The 15,076-nt window shown below is 70.8% G+C and carries 13 protein-coding genes; 7 read left to right on the top strand and 6 right to left on the bottom strand.

The annotated features are described in order from the left end of the window. The first annotated feature begins 6 nt into the window (after positions 1-6). The 4 genes from ACIPSE_RS07885 to ACIPSE_RS07870 all read left to right on the top strand — a co-directional run bounded on the left by ACIPSE_RS07885 (position 7) and on the right by ACIPSE_RS07870 (position 6,785). The gene (locus ACIPSE_RS07885) at positions 7-684 is read left to right on the top strand and encodes a spermidine synthase (RefSeq protein ID WP_401658680.1); all 678 of its coding nucleotides are present in this window, start codon (positions 7-9) and stop codon (positions 682-684) included. Between the two features lie 133 nt (positions 685-817). Then, positions 818-1,558 carry a response regulator transcription factor gene (locus ACIPSE_RS07880; RefSeq protein ID WP_046261291.1) on the top strand — a complete coding sequence of 247 codons (741 nt, stop codon included), beginning with the start codon at positions 818-820 and terminating at the stop codon, positions 1,556-1,558. Then, positions 1,555-2,685, top strand: a complete 1,131-nt coding sequence (locus ACIPSE_RS07875; protein ID WP_401658677.1) for a sensor histidine kinase — start codon at positions 1,555-1,557, stop codon at positions 2,683-2,685. Before ACIPSE_RS07880 ends, ACIPSE_RS07875 begins: the two co-directional genes overlap by 4 nt. 281 nt (positions 2,686-2,966) lie before the next feature. After that, positions 2,967-6,785 (top strand): multifunctional oxoglutarate decarboxylase/oxoglutarate dehydrogenase thiamine pyrophosphate-binding subunit/dihydrolipoyllysine-residue succinyltransferase subunit, encoded by a 3,819-nt coding sequence (locus ACIPSE_RS07870; protein ID WP_401658674.1) that lies wholly within the window; start codon positions 2,967-2,969, stop codon positions 6,783-6,785. Positions 6,786-6,895: 110 nt separating this feature from the next. Here the strand turns inward: ACIPSE_RS07870 and ACIPSE_RS07865 are convergent, their stop codons facing one another. Beyond that, positions 6,896-7,075, bottom strand: coding sequence for a DUF6104 family protein (locus ACIPSE_RS07865; protein WP_003992906.1), 180 nt, complete (start codon positions 7,073-7,075; stop codon positions 6,896-6,898). 80 nt (positions 7,076-7,155) lie between these two features. Beyond that, positions 7,156-7,980: a hypothetical protein gene (locus tag ACIPSE_RS07860; RefSeq protein WP_401658671.1), complete on the bottom strand. Its 825-nt coding sequence runs from the start codon at positions 7,978-7,980 to the stop codon at positions 7,156-7,158. Between the two features lie 158 nt (positions 7,981-8,138). Here ACIPSE_RS07860 and ACIPSE_RS07855 point away from each other — a divergent pair, with 158 nt between their 5' ends. Next, positions 8,139-9,032: a DUF4097 family beta strand repeat-containing protein gene (locus ACIPSE_RS07855; RefSeq protein WP_401658668.1), complete on the top strand. Its 894-nt coding sequence runs from the start codon at positions 8,139-8,141 to the stop codon at positions 9,030-9,032. 1 nt (position 9,033) lies between these two features. After that, positions 9,034-10,077, top strand: coding sequence for a helix-turn-helix transcriptional regulator (locus ACIPSE_RS07850; protein WP_401658665.1), 1,044 nt, complete (start codon positions 9,034-9,036; stop codon positions 10,075-10,077). Between the two features lie 108 nt (positions 10,078-10,185). Here the strand turns inward: ACIPSE_RS07850 and ACIPSE_RS07845 are convergent, their stop codons facing one another. From ACIPSE_RS07845 to ACIPSE_RS07830, 4 genes are all read right to left on the bottom strand, one after another. Beyond that, positions 10,186-10,752 (bottom strand): Clp protease N-terminal domain-containing protein, encoded by a 567-nt coding sequence (locus ACIPSE_RS07845; protein ID WP_401658662.1) that lies wholly within the window; start codon positions 10,750-10,752, stop codon positions 10,186-10,188. Next, positions 10,752-10,961 carry a helix-turn-helix domain-containing protein gene (locus tag ACIPSE_RS07840; RefSeq protein ID WP_007384656.1) on the bottom strand — a complete coding sequence of 70 codons (210 nt, stop codon included), beginning with the start codon at positions 10,959-10,961 and terminating at the stop codon, positions 10,752-10,754. The genes ACIPSE_RS07845 and ACIPSE_RS07840 overlap by 1 nt, the downstream gene beginning before the upstream one ends. Before the next feature lie 100 nt (positions 10,962-11,061). Then, the gene (locus ACIPSE_RS07835) at positions 11,062-12,027 is read right to left on the bottom strand and encodes a zinc-binding dehydrogenase (protein WP_401658658.1); all 966 of its coding nucleotides are present in this window, start codon (positions 12,025-12,027) and stop codon (positions 11,062-11,064) included. Positions 12,028-12,265: 238 nt separating this feature from the next. Next, positions 12,266-13,489: an NADP-dependent malic enzyme gene (locus ACIPSE_RS07830; protein WP_401658655.1), complete on the bottom strand. Its 1,224-nt coding sequence runs from the start codon at positions 13,487-13,489 to the stop codon at positions 12,266-12,268. 618 nt (positions 13,490-14,107) lie between these two features. Here ACIPSE_RS07830 and ACIPSE_RS07825 point away from each other — a divergent pair. Next, on the top strand, positions 14,108-15,070 hold the full coding sequence (locus ACIPSE_RS07825) for an ABC transporter substrate-binding protein (RefSeq protein WP_401658652.1): 963 nt from the start codon (positions 14,108-14,110) through the stop codon (positions 15,068-15,070). Positions 15,071-15,076 lie beyond the last annotated feature (6 nt).

Here is a 15,076-nt window from a genome sequence, read left to right as displayed (position 1 = left end):
GGGCGGATGCCCACGTCGTACGACCTCCCCGAAGTCCTGGACCGTCGCGAGGGACCGTACGGCGAGGTGGTGCTGCGCCGGCACGGGGAGTTGCTCCAGATCATCGCCAACGGCTGTTTCCTGATGGACACCTCGGACGGCCGGTCCGAGCGTCTGCTGATCGACGCGGCGCTCGGGGCGCTGGACGGCCGCGAGGGACCGGGCGTGCTGATCGGCGGTCTCGGCGTGGGTTTCTCGCTCGCACACGCGGCGGGCGACCCGCGCTGGGGCGCGATCACCGTCGTGGAGCGGGAATCGGCCATTGTCGGCTGGCACCGTCACGGTCCGTTGTCCCCGCTCACGGCCCGGGCCCGCACGGATCCGCGCGTGGATGTTCTGGAAACCGATCTTGTCACTTACCTGGATGAGACATCGGACACGTACGACGCCCTGTGCCTCGACATCGACAACGGCCCCGGCTGGACCGTCACCGAGGGCAACGAAGGGCTCTACTCGACGGCCGGACTGGCAAGCTGCGCACGGGTGTTGAGGCCGGGAGGGGTACTGGCCGTGTGGTCGGCCCAGCCCTCGCCTGATTTCGAAGGTTCCCTGCGGAATGCCGGTTTCCAGCAGGTGCGTACCGAAGAGATCCCCGTTGCCCGGGGCGTACCCGACGCCGTCCACCTCGCGGTCAGACCTGGATAGCCCTGGCAGTGTTACTGCCCGTACCCTGCTTCCCTGGCGCAGATCATTCAAGCGTCAATCGCAAGCATGCGCAGGCATAGCCAGTAAGCGGGATCACCCCACTGATTCCGGAAAGCAACTTATGGGGCGGGCGATGGAGCAGACACACACCTCCCACAACGGCACGGCCACGGCGACCCCCGGCGCACAGCGCCGCGTGCTGGTGGTCGAGGACGACCCGACGATCGTGGAGGCCATCGCAACCCGCCTGCGCGCCGAGGGCTTCCTCGTACAGACCGCGGGCGACGGACCGGCGGCCGTCGACACCGCCGAGGCCTGGCAGCCCGATCTGCTGATCCTCGACATCATGCTGCCGGGCTTCGACGGCCTGGAGGTATGCCGCCGGGTGCAGGCGGCCCGTCCGGTGCCGGTGCTGATGCTGACCGCGCGGGACGACGAGACCGACATGCTGGTCGGGCTCGGGGTCGGCGCCGACGACTACATGACCAAGCCGTTCTCGATGCGTGAGCTGGCCGCGCGGGTGCACGTCCTGCTGCGGCGCGTGGAGCGGGCGGCGCTGGCCGCCGCGACGCCCCGCTCGGGCATCCTCAGGCTCGGCGAGCTGGAGATCGACCACGCGCAGCGCCGGGTCCGGGTGCGCTCGGAGGACGTGCATCTGACGCCCACCGAGTTCGACCTGCTGGTGTGCCTGGCGAACACCCCGCGCGCGGTGCTCTCCCGTGAGCAGCTGCTGGCCGAGGTGTGGGACTGGGCGGACGCCTCCGGCACCCGTACGGTCGACAGCCACATCAAGGCCCTGCGCCGGAAGATCGGCGCCGAGCGGATCCGCACCGTGCACGGTGTGGGCTACGCCCTGGAGACGCCGACGCCATGAGCGGCGCTCCGGCGGGACGGAGAAGCGGCCCCGGGGAACCGAAGGGTTCCGCCGAGGAGCCCTGGGGCAGCGTGCGCCCGTTCTCGATCAAGACCAAGCTGGGCGCGCTCGTCGTCGCCTCGGTCCTGATCACCACGGGTCTGTCCATGATCGCGGTGCAGACCAAGACGGAGATCCGCTTCATCACGGTCTTCTCGATGATCGCCACACTGCTGATTACGCAGTTCGTGGCCCATTCGCTCACCGCCCCGCTGGACGAGATGAACGCGGTGGCCCGCGCCATCTCGCACGGCGACTACACCCGCCGGGTGCGCGAGAACCGCCGGGACGAGCTGGGCGACCTCGCCGGGACCATCAACCTGATGGCCGACGACCTGGAGGCCCAGGAACAGCAGCGCAAGGAACTCGTGGCGAACGTCTCCCACGAGCTGCGCACCCCCATCGCGGGACTCAGGGCGGTGCTGGAGAACATCGTGGACGGGGTCTCGCCCGCGGACCCCGAGACCATGCGCACGGCCCTGAAGCAGACGGAACGGCTCGGCCGGCTCGTCGAGACGCTCCTGGACCTGTCCCGCCTGGACAACGGCGTCGTCCCGCTCAAGCGCCGCCGCTTCGAGGTGTGGCCCTATCTGTCGGGCGTGCTGAAGGAGGCCAACATGGTCGCCTCGGCGCGCGGGGGCATCGCCTCCGGCTCCGGCAGCCACTCGCGCACGGACGTGCATCTGCACCTGGACGTGTCCCCGCCGGAGCTGACCACGCACGCGGACCCCGAGCGGATCCACCAGGTCGTGGCGAACCTCATCGACAACGCGGTCAAGCACAGCCCGCCGCACGGACGGGTGACGGTGCGGGCCCGGCGCGGGGAGTCCCCGGAGTCGCTGGAGCTGGAGATCCTCGACGAGGGGCCGGGCATCCCGCGCTCGGAGTGGCACCGCGTCTTCGAGCGGTTCAACCGCGGCGCCGTCCGCCGTCCGCACGGCCCGGGCAGCGACGGCGGCACCGGGCTCGGTCTCGCGATCGCCCGCTGGGCGGTGGATCTGCACGGCGGCCGGATCGGAGTGGCCGAATCCGAGCGGGGCTGCCGGATCCTTGTCACTCTTCCGGGACTCCCTTCTCTGCCAAGTTGACGTAAAGTTCGAAGCGGAGTCCCAAGATCCATGTGCTTCCGTGCTGACGGACACGTGTGATCGGCCACAGACCCGCGCGAAGATCGCGCCGGGCCGCGCTCCACCCTTCCCTCCCGGACCAGAACCACGCTTGTTTCCCGCCATTTCCGGGCCCGAAACACGCTTTCCGGTGTGACTTACGCGACGATGACCATGCTCGGCCTGACCTTCCCGGCCATGGGGGCGTAGCCTTTATTCCCGCTGTCCATCACCTTGTGAAGCGGAAGAGGGCGGTTGCCGCCGTGTCGCCACAGTCCCCCAGTAACTCGAGCATCTCGACCGAGAACGACCAAGCGGGCAAGAACCCCGCGGCCGCGTTCGGCGCCAATGAGTGGCTCGTCGACGAGATCTATCAGCAGTACCTCCAGGACCCGAATTCGGTAGACCGAGCCTGGTGGGACTTCTTCGCCGACTACAAGCCGGGCGCGCCCGCCGCCGCTCCGGCCGCGGCGGGTACCGCGGCCGCGGGGGCCGCGGGGACCACCACACCGGCCGCCGCCCCGGCCCCGGCCACCCCCTCGGTGCCCGCACCGGCTCCGGCCGCCCCGGCCCAGCCCGCGCCCGCCGCTCCGGTCGCCGCGCCCGCGCCGGCCGCCGCCGCTCCGGCCCCCGCGCCGGCTCCGGCCGCCAAGCCCGCCGCTGCCGCCAAGCCGGCCGCCGCGAAGGCCGCGCCCGCCGCCGCGTCCGGGCAGGGCCCCGAGCTGGTGACGCTGCGCGGCCCTGCCGCCGCCGTCGCGAAGAACATGAACGCCTCGCTGGAGGTGCCCACGGCCACGTCCGTGCGCGCCGTCCCGGTGAAGCTGCTCTTCGACAACCGCATCGTCATCAACAACCACCTCAAGCGCGCCCGGGGCGGGAAGATCTCCTTCACGCACCTGATCGGCTACGCGATGGTGCAGGCGATCAAGGCCATGCCGTCGATGAACTACTCCTTCGCGGAGAAGGACGGCAAGCCGACCCTGGTCAAGCCGGAGCACGTCAACTTCGGCCTCGCCATCGACCTGGTCAAGCCCAACGGTGACCGCCAGCTCGTGGTCGCGGGCATCAAGAAGGCCGAGACGCTGAACTTCTTCGAGTTCTGGCAGGCCTACGAGGACATCGTCCGCCGCGCCCGCGACGGCAAGCTCGGCATGGACGACTTCACCGGTGTCACGGTCTCCCTGACCAACCCCGGCGGCCTCGGCACCGTCCACTCCGTGCCGCGTCTGATGCCCGGACAGTCGGTCATCATGGGCGTCGGCTCCATGGACTACCCCGCGGAGTTCCAGGGCACCTCCCAGGACACCCTGAACAAGCTCGGCATCTCGAAGGTCATGACGCTCACGTCGACCTACGACCACCGGGTCATCCAGGGCGCCGCCTCCGGCGAGTTCCTTCGGATCGTCGCGAACCTCCTCCTCGGCGACGGCGGCTTCTACGACGACATCTTCGAGGCCCTGCGCATCCCCTACGAGCCGGTCCGCTGGCTCAAGGACATCGACGCCTCGCACGACGACGACGTCACGAAGGCCGCGCGCGTCTTCGAGCTGATCCACTCCTACCGGGTCCGCGGCCACGTCATGGCCGACACCGACCCCCTGGAGTACCGCCAGCGCAAGCACCCCGACCTCGACATCACCGAGCACGGCCTCACCCTGTGGGACCTGGAGCGGGAGTTCGCGGTCGGCGGCTTCGCCGGCAAGTCCCTGATGAAGCTGCGCGACATCCTCGGCGTGCTGCGCGACTCGTACTGCCGCACCACCGGCGTCGAGTTCATGCACATCCAGGACCCCAAGCAGCGCAAGTGGATCCAGGACCGCATCGAGCGCCCGCACTCCAAGCCGGAGCGCGAGGAGCAGCTGCGCATCCTGCGCCGCCTGAACGCTGCTGAGGCCTTCGAGACCTTCCTCCAGACGAAGTACGTCGGCCAGAAGCGCTTCTCCCTGGAGGGCGGCGAGTCCGTCATCCCGCTGCTCGACGCGGTCATCGACTCCGCGGCCGAGTCGCGCCTGGACGAGGTCGTCATCGGCATGGCCCACCGCGGCCGGCTGAACGTCCTCGCCAACATCGTCGGCAAGTCGTACGCCCAGATCTTCCGCGAGTTCGAGGGCAACCTCGACCCGAAGTCGATGCACGGCTCCGGCGACGTGAAGTACCACCTGGGCGCCCAGGGCACCTTCACCGGCCTGGACGGCGAGCAGATCACGGTCTCGCTGGCCGCGAACCCCTCCCACCTGGAGACGGTCGACCCGGTCATCGAGGGCATCGCCCGCGCCAAGCAGGACATCATCAACAAGGGCGGCACGGACTTCACCGTCCTGCCCGTCGCCCTGCACGGTGACGCGGCCTTCGCGGGCCAGGGCGTGGTGGCCGAGACCCTGAACATGTCGCAGCTGCGCGGCTACCGCACCGGCGGCACGGTCCACATCGTCATCAACAACCAGGTCGGCTTCACGGCGGCGCCCGAGTCCTCGCGCTCCTCCATGTACGCCACCGACGTGGCCCGCATGATCGAGGCCCCGATCTTCCACGTGAACGGCGACGACCCCGAGGCCGTCGTCCGCGTGGCCCGCCTCGCCTTCGAGTTCCGCCAGGCGTTCAACAAGGATGTGGTCATCGACCTCATCTGCTACCGCCGCCGCGGTCACAACGAGTCGGACAACCCGGCCTTCACCCAGCCGCTGATGTACGACCTGATCGACAAGAAGCGCTCGGTGCGCAAGCTCTACACCGAGTCCCTCATCGGTCGCGGCGACATCACCCTGGAAGAGGCCGAGCAGGCGCTCCAGGACTACCAGGGCCAGCTGGAGAAGGTCTTCACCGAGGTCCGCGAGGCCGTCACGGCCCAGCCGGCCGCGGGCCCGATCTCGGACCCGCAGGCGGAGTTCCCGGTCGCCGTGAACACCGCGATCTCCTCCGAGGTCGTCAAGCGGATCGCCGAGTCCCAGGTCAACATCCCCGACACCTTCCACGTCCACCCGCGTCTGCTGCCCCAGCTCCAGCGCCGGGCGACGATGGTCGAGGACGGGACGATCGACTGGGGCATGGGCGAGACCCTCGCCGTCGGCTCCCTCCTCCTGGAGGGCACCCCGGTCCGTCTCTCCGGCCAGGACTCCCAGCGCGGCACCTTCGGCCAGCGCCACGCGGTCCTCATCGACCGCGAGACGGGCGAGGAGCACACCCCGCTCCAGTACCTCGCCGAGGAGCAGGCCCGCTACAACGTCTACAACTCCCTGCTGTCCGAGTACGCGGTCATGGGCTTCGAGTACGGCTACTCGCTCGCCCGTCCCGACGCGCTCGTCATGTGGGAGGCGCAGTTCGGCGACTTCGTCAACGGCGCCCAGACGGTCGTCGACGAGTACATCTCGGCGGCGGAGCAGAAGTGGGGCCAGACGAGCGGTGTGACGCTGCTCCTGCCGCACGGCTACGAGGGCCAGGGCCCGGACCACTCCTCGGCCCGTGTCGAGCGGTTCCTCCAGCTCTGCGCCCAGAACAACATGACGGTCGCCATGCCGACGCTCCCGTCGAACTACTTCCACCTCCTGCGGTGGCAGGTGCACAACCCGCACCACAAGCCGCTGGTGGTCTTCACCCCGAAGTCGATGCTGCGCCTGAAGGCCGCCGCGTCGAAGACGGAGGAGTTCACCTCGGGTCAGTTCCGCCCGGTCATCGGCGACTCGACGGTGGACCCGGCCGCGGTCCGCAAGGTCGTGTTCGTCGCGGGCAAGCTGTACTACGACCTGGAGGCCGAGCGGACCAAGCGCGGCGCCACGGACATCGCGTTCATCCGCGTAGAGCGCCTGTACCCGCTGCCGGGTGCCGAGCTCCAGGCGGAGATCGCCAAGTACCCGAACGTCGAGAAGTACCTGTGGGCCCAGGAGGAGCCGGCGAACCAGGGTGCCTGGCCGTTCATCGCGCTCAACCTGATCGACCACCTGGACCTCGCGGTCGGCGCGGACATCCCGCACGGCGAGCGCCTGCGCCGCATCTCGCGCCCGCACGGCTCGTCCCCGGCGGTCGGCTCCGCGAAGCGCCACCAGGCGGAGCAGGAGCAGCTGGTGCGTGAGGTGTTCGAGGCGTAGGCCCCGACCCCGCACACGAGAAGGGCCCGGTCCCCCTGGGGGGCCGGGCCCTTCGGCGTTCACGGGGAGGCAGGTCGCGCGGGCGCCGCGCCGCCTCCCGGCGGAGCGGGCTACTCGTCGTCCTCGTCGTCCAGGCGCGCGAGCCAGGTCGCGAGGCGCTCCACGGGGACCTCGAAGTCCGGGTTGAGGTCGACGAACGTCCGCAGCTGCTCGGCGAGCCACTCGAAGGTGACCTCCTCCTCGCCGCGCCGCTTCTCCAGCTCTTCGATGCCACGGTCGGTGAAGTACAACGCATGCTCCTGACGGGACGGACCTGTTCCCTCAGGGTATGCGGTACGGCGACGGCGCCCGCCCGCGAGGCGTCGCCCCCTCAGTCGCGCGGGCGCGCCAGGTCGTACACCAGCCCCAGCGCCCCGTGGGCCAGCAGCAGCGCGCCCGCCGTGAGCCAGCCCCCGCTGCGCCGCCGGAGGCCGAACGCGGTGAGCGGGAGGCCGGCGGCGACCTGGGTGAGGGCCAGGACGCGGGCCCGGGGGTCGCCGGACCAGGGGAGCCAGGGGGCGAGGCGGCGGCCCGCGACGACCTCCAGTTCGGCGCGGACGGTCTCCTGCCAGCCCTCCCACTCGACGGGGCGGGTGTCCGGCTGGACGCGGGCCACCTCGCGGAGCCGGTCGGCGGGTTCGCCGGGGGTCAGCCCCGCGGGGAGGGCGAGGTCCGCGCGGGTCAGGACGGCGAGCAGGCCGCGCAGCCGGGCGCGGGCGTCGGCGGCCGGGTCGGGTCCGGTGAGCGCGTCGAGGGACTGCACGTCGAGCACCGGGTCGAGGCCGAGCCGGGCGGCGAAGGTGCGCATCGCCTCGTCCTCGCCGGCGGGGGTGCCGTTGGCGAGCCACACGTAGCCGACCGGGCGGCGGAAGCCGGAGGCGAGGGTGTAGCCGGCGCGGTCGGCGTCCCACCACAGGGCGAGGACGGGCCAGGGGGCGCCGACGGCGAGGGCGGTGGCCCAGCCGGTCAGGACGCGGTCGACCGGTTCGCCGCCGTTGCGCCAGGGCTTTCCCTCGGGGACGAGGACGCTCCAGCCCGCTCCCGCGGGGGTGAGCAGCATGCGTTCGCGCAGGAGCTGGGCGGCGGGCGCGACGGCTTCGGGTTCCGCGCGGCACAGGAGGAGGGCGCCCGGGGCGGGGGCGAGGGCTTCCGGCATGATCACACGCTAGGCGGATTGTGGCGGTTTGGTCACTTCGGGGGCGGGCGCCGTCGCCAGAACGGGTGTCTTGACTTTCCATGGCCGCGATATATCGTGAGTAGAAGAAGACGCGATATGGCGTGTTGTCGGTCGCGGTGTCACGGGGAGGTCAGGTCATGTCCGAGTGGTCCGTCTCGGAGCCGGGCAAGCTCACGTTCGACGAGCCGGTGAGCTCGCTGCATGTACGCATCGTCAATGGAACGGTGAACGTCGTGGGCACCGACGAAGGTTCCGCCCGCCTGGAAGTGTCCGAGCTGGAGGGCCCTCCCCTGGTGGTGACACAGGAAGGCGGCACCCTGACCGTCGCCTACGAGGACCTCCCCTGGAAGGGCTTCCTGAAGTGGCTCGACCGCAAGGGCTGGCAGCGCAGCGCCGTCGTCTCCCTGGCCGTCCCGGCGGACACCCGGGTCGAGGTCGGCGTGGTGGGCGCGGCGGCCGTCGTCTCCGGGATGCGCGGTCCCTCGGTGGTCAAGGGCGTCACCGGTGACACGACCCTGGTCGGCCTCTCCGGAGCGGTCCGGGCGGACACGGTCTCCGGGAACCTGGAGGCCCAGGCCGTCACCGGCGACCTCCGCTTCAACTCCGTCTCCGGCGATCTCACGGTCGTCGAGGGGTCGGGCTCCGCCGTGCGGGCCGACTCGGTCAGCGGCTCGATGATCGTCGACCTCGATCCGGGCGGCCCCACCGACATCCGGCTGACGAGCGTCTCGGGCGAGATCGCGATCCGGCTCCCCCAGCCCGCCGACGCCGAGGTCGAGGCCAACACCGCGAGCGGCACCATCTCCAACGCCTTCGACGGGCTGCGCGTCCACGGCCAGTGGGGCGCCCACAAGGTCACCGGCCGGCTCGGCGCGGGCACCGGCAAGCTCAGGGCGACGACCGTCTCCGGCTCCATCGCCCTGCTGCACCGGCCGCCCCGCGAGGACGAGAGCACGGACGGGGACGAGACGCACAGCGCCCCGGGGGACAATTCCCCTGCCGACGGCCCGACCGACAAGAAGGTGCTCTGACATGCCCCCCGTCTTCGCCCATGGCCGCCTGCGTCTCTATCTGCTGAAGCTCCTCGACGAGGCCCCGCGCCACGGCTACGAGGTGATCCGGCTGCTTGAGGAGCGCTTCCAGGGGCTGTACGCGCCCTCTGCGGGCACCGTCTACCCCCGCCTCGCCAAGCTGGAGGCCGAGGGCCTGGTCACCCACACCACCGAGGGCGGCCGCAAGGTGTACGCCATCACGGACGCGGGCCGCGCCGAGCTCTCCGACCGCAGCGGTGAACTGGCCGACCTGGAGCTGGAGATCAGGGAGTCGGTCGCGGAACTCGCCGCCGAGATAAGGGCCGACGTGCGCGGCGCGGCCGGCGATCTGCGCCGCGAGATGCGCGCGGCGGCCTCCGAGGCGCGGCGCGACAGCGGGAGCGGGAGCGGCACGGAGGGCGCCGCGGGCGAGTACACGGACAGCGAGGCGTGGCGCGCCGCCAAGGAGGAGATGCGCCGCGTCAAGCAGGAGTGGAAGGAGCAGGCCCGACGCGCCAAGGACGAGAGCCGCCGGGCCCGCGAGGAGGCCCAGCGGGCCCGGCGCCAGGCCAAGGAGGCGCAGGAGCGGGCCAGGCAGCAGGCGCAGGAGGAGGTGCAGCGTATCGCCCGGCGCGTCCAGGAGCAGGTCCAGGACCACTTCACGCGCGGCGACTGGCCGACGGGGGTGCGCGAGGGTCTGACCGAACTGGCGAAGGAGTTCGGCGAGTTCGGGCGGGACTACGGCAGGGAGTTCGGCAAGGACTTCGGCTTCGGACACGGCGGCGCCCGTGGTCCGCGGCCCGCGCCGGAGTACACCCACACCCCGGACGACTTCCCCGCCGACTACGAACCGGCCTGGGCGCATGAGGAGGGGACCGGCGAACCGGCCCGCGACCTCGACCGGCTCCTGGACCGCTTCCGTGACGACATCCGCGACGCCGCCCGCGACCACGGGGTCACCCCCGACCAGTACCGGGACGCCCGGCAGCACCTGTCGACGGCGGCGGCCAGGATAGGAGCACTGCTGCGGACGCCGAAGGACTGAGCCCTCGGGTCCCCCGGGTCCCCCCGAGTCACCCGGGTTCCCCCGCTCCCCCCGAGTCCTCCTGAGTGCTCCTGAGCGCTCTCGGAGCCGAAGAGGGCCCGCCGCCCGTCAGCCCGCCTTCGCCTCCCCGTCGCCGTAAAGGACGCGGATCAGCGACTCATGGGTGACCCCGTGGTCGGCGAGGATCTCGCCCGGTACGCCGGGGCGGGTCGTGAGGGCGAGGAGCAGATGCTCGTCCCCGACATGACGGTCGCGGCGGGCGACGGCGGTGCGCAGCGCGCGTTGCAGGACGTCTTTGGCGCCCCGGCTGAAGGGGCGGCGTCCGAACAGGCCGCGTCCGGTCCCGCGGTCGCCGGACATCGCGCCGACGCCGTGCACGTCCTCGACGCGGGCGACGATCCGCGCGACGTCGATGCCGAGTCCGGCGAGGGCGTCGGACTCGGCCTGGGAGAGTCCCCCGCGGCGCCGGGACTCGGCCAGGGACGCCCGTACCGACTGCTTGCGTTCGTCCGCGACACCCAGCGCGGCCAGCGCGAAGGACGCGCGGCTCGCCTCGCGGTCGAGGAGCGCGAGCAGGAGATGCTCGGCGTCGACGGTGGCCGCACCCGTCCGTTCGGCCTGTTCCACCGCCGACTGCACGACGGCGCGGGCGTTTTCGGTGAACCGTTCGAACATCAATGCCTCCCGTACTTCTTGTGCACGGCCTGCCTGCTCACGCCGAGTTCGGCGGCGATCTCCTGCCACGACCAGCCCTGGTTGCGCGCGCTGCGCACCTGCACCGACTCCAGTTGTTCGAGGAGCCGGCGCAGCGCGGCGACGGCTCGCAGGCCGACCCGTGGATCGCGGTCGCCCGCGCGCTCGGCGAGGTCCGTTGCTTCGGTCATGTCGTCAACTTACGTTGACACGCACGGCATGTCAACCAAAGTTGACACACGCGGCGCGAGAAAGGCGGGCCCGGAGCCCCGGACCCGCCTCGGCCGTACCTCAGGAGGGGGTGAGCACGATCTTGCCGAAGAGGTCGCCGGACGCCAGCCGCTCGAAGCCCTCGCGGGCGCGGTCCAGCGGGAGGACCTCGTCGATCACCGGGCGCACCCCGGTGGCGGCGCAGAAGGCCAGCAGGTCCTCCAGCTCGTCCTTGGTGCCCATCGTCGAGCCGACGACCTTCAGCTCCAGGAAGAAGATCCGGGTCAGCTCGGCGTGCGAGGGCCGGTCACCGCTGGTGGCTCCGGAGATGACGAGGGTGCCGCCGGGCTTGAGAGACTTGACGGAGTGGGACCAGGTGGCGGCTCCCACGGTCTCGATGACGGCGTCCACACGCTGCGGCAGCCGGGCACCCGGCTCCACGGCGTCCACGGCGCCGAGCTCGATCGCCCGCTTCCGCTTCGCCTCGTCCCGGCTGGTCGCGAAGACGCGCAGCCCGGCGGCCTTGCCGAGGACGATCGCGGCCGTGGCGACACCGCCGCCCGCGCCCTGGACGAGGACGGAGTCACCGGGGCGGACACCGGCGTTGGTGAAGAGCATCCGGTAGGCGGTCAGCCAGGCCGTGGGGAGGCAGGCGGCCTCGGCGAAGGAGAGCTCCTTCGGCTTGGGCAGCACGTTCCAGGTGGGCACGGTGACGCGCTCGGCGAAAGTGCCCTGGTAGCGCTCGGTGAGGATGGAGCGGGGCTCCCTGGGCCCGACGCCGTGGCCGCTCTGCCCGATCACCGAGTGCAGGACGACCTCGTTGCCGTCCTCGTCGACCCCGGCGGCGTCGCAGCCGAGGATCATCGGCAGCAGCTCGTCGGTGATCCCGACCCCCTTGAGGGACCACAGGTCATGGTGATTGAGCGAGGCGGCCCTGACGTCGATCACACTCCACCCCGAACGGGCCTCGGGGGCCGGACGCTCCCCCAGCTCGAGTCCGTTCAGCGGCTGGTCCCGGTCGATACGTGCGGCGTAGGCAGCGAACATGACCTTGACGATAGGTTCCACGACGGCACGGGGGAACCAGGGGACCGTGTGACACACACCCTCTTGCCAGACCGCCCCCGCCGGGGGTCCGGGGGCGCAGCCCCTGGACACGGGAAGGGGCGGCGGGGGCGGGAAGGGGCGGCGGGGGCGAGCGGAACACCCGTACAGCCCACCCCGCCCCGCCAAAAAGGCGGCCCCGCCCGGATCCCGGACGGGGCCACCCTCGGTCGGGTTCGGCTCAGCGCCGGGCCACGCCCTCCGCCCGGGCGGCGGCGGCGACCGCGGCGGTCACCGCGGGGGCCACCCGCTCGTCGAACGGCGACGGGATCACGTAGTCCGCCGCGAGGTCGTCACCGACGACCGCCGCCAGCGCCTCCGCCGCAGCGATCTTCATCCCCTCGGTGATACGGGAGGCCCGCACCTGGAGCGCGCCGGCGAAGATGCCGGGGAACGCGAGGACGTTGTTGATCTGGTTCGGGAAGTCCGAGCGCCCCGTCGCCACGACCGCCGCGTACTGGTGCGCGACGTCCGGGTGCACCTCGGGGTTCGGGTTGGCCATGGCGAAGACGAACGCGCCCTTCGCCATCGACGCCACCGCCTCCTCCGCGACCGTGCCGCCGGAGACGCCGATGAACACGTCGGCGCCCGCGAGCGCGTCCTCCAGCGAACCGCTCAGACCGGCCTTGTTGGTGAAGCCGGCGAGGTCCCGCTTGACCGGGGTGAGGTCGTCCCGGTCGGCCGACACCACGCCCTTGCGGTCGGCGACGGCGACGTCCCCGATCCCGGCGTCGACGAGGATCTTCGCGATGGCCACACCGGCCGCGCCGGCGCCCGAGATGACCGCACGGAGCTCACCGACCGCGCGCCCGGTCAGCCGCGCGGCGTTGCGCAGCGCGGCCAGGGTCACGACGGCGGTGCCGTGCTGGTCGTCGTGGAAGATCGGGATGTCGAGGCGCTCCTGGAGGCGCTTCTCGATCTCGAAGCACCGGGGCGCCGAGATGTCCTCCAGGTTGACCCCGCCGAAGGACGGGGCGAGCCGGACCACGGTCTCGACGATCTCGTCGACGTCCGTGCAGGCCAGCGCGATCGGCACCGCGTCGACGCCGCCGAACTGCTTGAAGAGGATGGCCTTGCCTTCCATGACCGGAAGAGAGGCCTCGGGTCCGATGTCACCGAGCCCCAGCACGGCCGTGCCGTCGGTCACGACGGCGACGACGGACGACTTCCATGTGTAGTCGTGGACGAGCTCGGGCTGCTCGGCGATGGCGCTGCACACCTTCGCCACGCCGGGCGTGTACGCGAGGGACAGGTCGTCCTTGTCGCGGATCGGCACGGTGGCCTGCACTGCCATCTTGCCGCCGCGATGCAGCGCGAACGCCGGGTCGAAGGAATCGAGGGGCTCGGCCCCGCCTTCCTGGCCCGAATCGGCGTCGCTGCGAGGATTGACGATCTCCGCTGCCACTTGTTCTACCCCTTAGGTATTCATGATTTGAGGGTGGCCACTCCTGGTTGAGGAGTGGGCGGGCACCGCTTACAGCCCTGTCAGGTGATGCGTACGGGCCGTACGCGACGGGCGCACCGCACATGCGCCCTGAGCCCCGGATGAGGGGTGTAAAGAACCTTCTTACCGGACGGACGGCACCTGCGACGAGTCCTCTAGGCGCAAGGTCACATGACGAACACCGCAGATCACATATCGGTGACATGAATCATGAACAAATATGCAGACTCGTCCTCGACGCGCCCTTGACATGGGACGGAGTGGCTGATGAGCCGGGCAGACCGTCGGCCACAGCTCCGGATGGGCCGAAGATCCTCCGGCCGGGGTACGGGTTTCCCGCAAGAGGTCCGGCCCCGATGTCCGTCCTGATGCGGTTCGGGGGTCACCCGTTATCCGATTTTGACATGGCTGGCCCCCTGATTGGATCGGTCCGAATGGCAAGATGCCGTAATCACACGAGGTCGCGGCACTCGAAGGCGTGTGCTCTCGTCGACCTAGGAATACAAGGCACCTGACGGCCACGCGCCGACGGGCGCCGGCCCCATCGGCATCTCCACTCATCCGCCGGAGGAACCCAAAATGACCGCAAGCTCCACCCGTCGTACCACCGCCGCCCGTACCCGGCTCGCAGCGGTCGGCTCGATCGCGGTCGCAGGCGCCCTGATTCTCACCGGTTGCGGTGACCAGACCAAGGACAGCGGCTCGGACAGCTCCGAGTCGTCGTCGGCGTCCTCGGCTCCGCTCGCGGACAAGCTGCCCAAGGAGATCCGCGACAAGGGCGTCATCAAGGTCGGTTCGGACATCGCCTACGCGCCGGTCGAGTTCAAGGACAGCTCCGGCAAGACGGTCGGCATCGACCCCGACCTCGCCGCCGCCATGGGCAAGCAGCTCGGCGTGACGTTCGAGTTCGAGAACGGCACCTTCGACACCCTCCTCACCGGTCTGCGCTCCAAGCGCTACGACATCGCCATGTCGGCGATGACGGACACCAAGGACCGCCAGGACGGCGTCGACTCCGACACCGGCAAGAAGGTCGGCGAGGGCGTCGACTTCGTCGACTACTTCACCGCCGGTGTCTCGATCTACACGCAGAAGGGCAAGAACACCGACATCAAGACCTGGTCGGACCTCTGCGGCAAGAAGATCGTGGTGCAGCGCGGCACGGTCTCCGAGGACCTCGCCAAGTCCGAGTCGAAGAAGTGTTCCGGCGGCAAGACGATCTCCATCGAGTCGTTCGACAACGACCAGCAGGCCCAGACCCGCCTGCGCGCGGGCGGCGCGGACGCCGGTTCCTCCGACTTCCCGGTCGCCGCGTACGCGGTGAAGACCTCCGGCGGCGGCAACGACTTCCAGCTCGTCGGCGAGCAGGTCGAGGCCGCCCCGTACGGCATCGCGGTCGCCAAGGGCAACACCGAGCTGCGCGACGCCCTCCAGGCGGCGCTCGACGCCGTCATCAAGAGCGGCGAGTACGACAAGGTCCTCACCAAGTGGGGCGTCACCGCCGGTGCCGTGACGGAAGCCTCCGTCAACGGCGGCAAGTGACGGCGG

This window comes from Streptomyces sp. NPDC090106 (assembly GCF_044747265.1).
Lineage (GTDB): Bacteria > Actinomycetota > Actinomycetes > Streptomycetales > Streptomycetaceae > Streptomyces.
The sequence above is the reverse complement of the archived record's forward strand: the minus strand, read 5'-3'. Positions and strand labels throughout refer to the sequence as shown.

What these genes read in the sequence shown, in the direction of transcription:
- ACIPSE_RS07835 (WP_401658658.1), bottom strand. Translation starts at nt 12,027, where the DNA reads ATGTTCGCTGCCTACGCCGCACGTATCGACCGGGACCAGCCGCTGAAC.
- ACIPSE_RS07860 (WP_401658671.1), bottom strand. Translation starts at nt 7,980, where the DNA reads ATGCCGGAAGCCCTCGCCCCCGCCCCGGGCGCCCTCCTCCTGTGCCGC.
- ACIPSE_RS07885 (WP_401658680.1), top strand. Translation starts at nt 7, where the DNA reads ATGCCCACGTCGTACGACCTCCCCGAAGTCCTGGACCGTCGCGAGGGA.
- ACIPSE_RS07850 (WP_401658665.1), top strand. Translation starts at nt 9,034, where the DNA reads ATGCCCCCCGTCTTCGCCCATGGCCGCCTGCGTCTCTATCTGCTGAAG.
- ACIPSE_RS07825 (WP_401658652.1), top strand. Translation starts at nt 14,108, where the DNA reads ATGACCGCAAGCTCCACCCGTCGTACCACCGCCGCCCGTACCCGGCTC.
- ACIPSE_RS07875 (WP_401658677.1), top strand. Translation starts at nt 1,555, where the DNA reads ATGAGCGGCGCTCCGGCGGGACGGAGAAGCGGCCCCGGGGAACCGAAG.
- ACIPSE_RS07855 (WP_401658668.1), top strand. Translation starts at nt 8,139, where the DNA reads ATGTCCGAGTGGTCCGTCTCGGAGCCGGGCAAGCTCACGTTCGACGAG.
- ACIPSE_RS07845 (WP_401658662.1), bottom strand. Translation starts at nt 10,752, where the DNA reads ATGTTCGAACGGTTCACCGAAAACGCCCGCGCCGTCGTGCAGTCGGCG.
- ACIPSE_RS07880 (WP_046261291.1), top strand. Translation starts at nt 818, where the DNA reads ATGGAGCAGACACACACCTCCCACAACGGCACGGCCACGGCGACCCCC.
- ACIPSE_RS07840 (WP_007384656.1), bottom strand. Translation starts at nt 10,961, where the DNA reads ATGACCGAAGCAACGGACCTCGCCGAGCGCGCGGGCGACCGCGATCCA.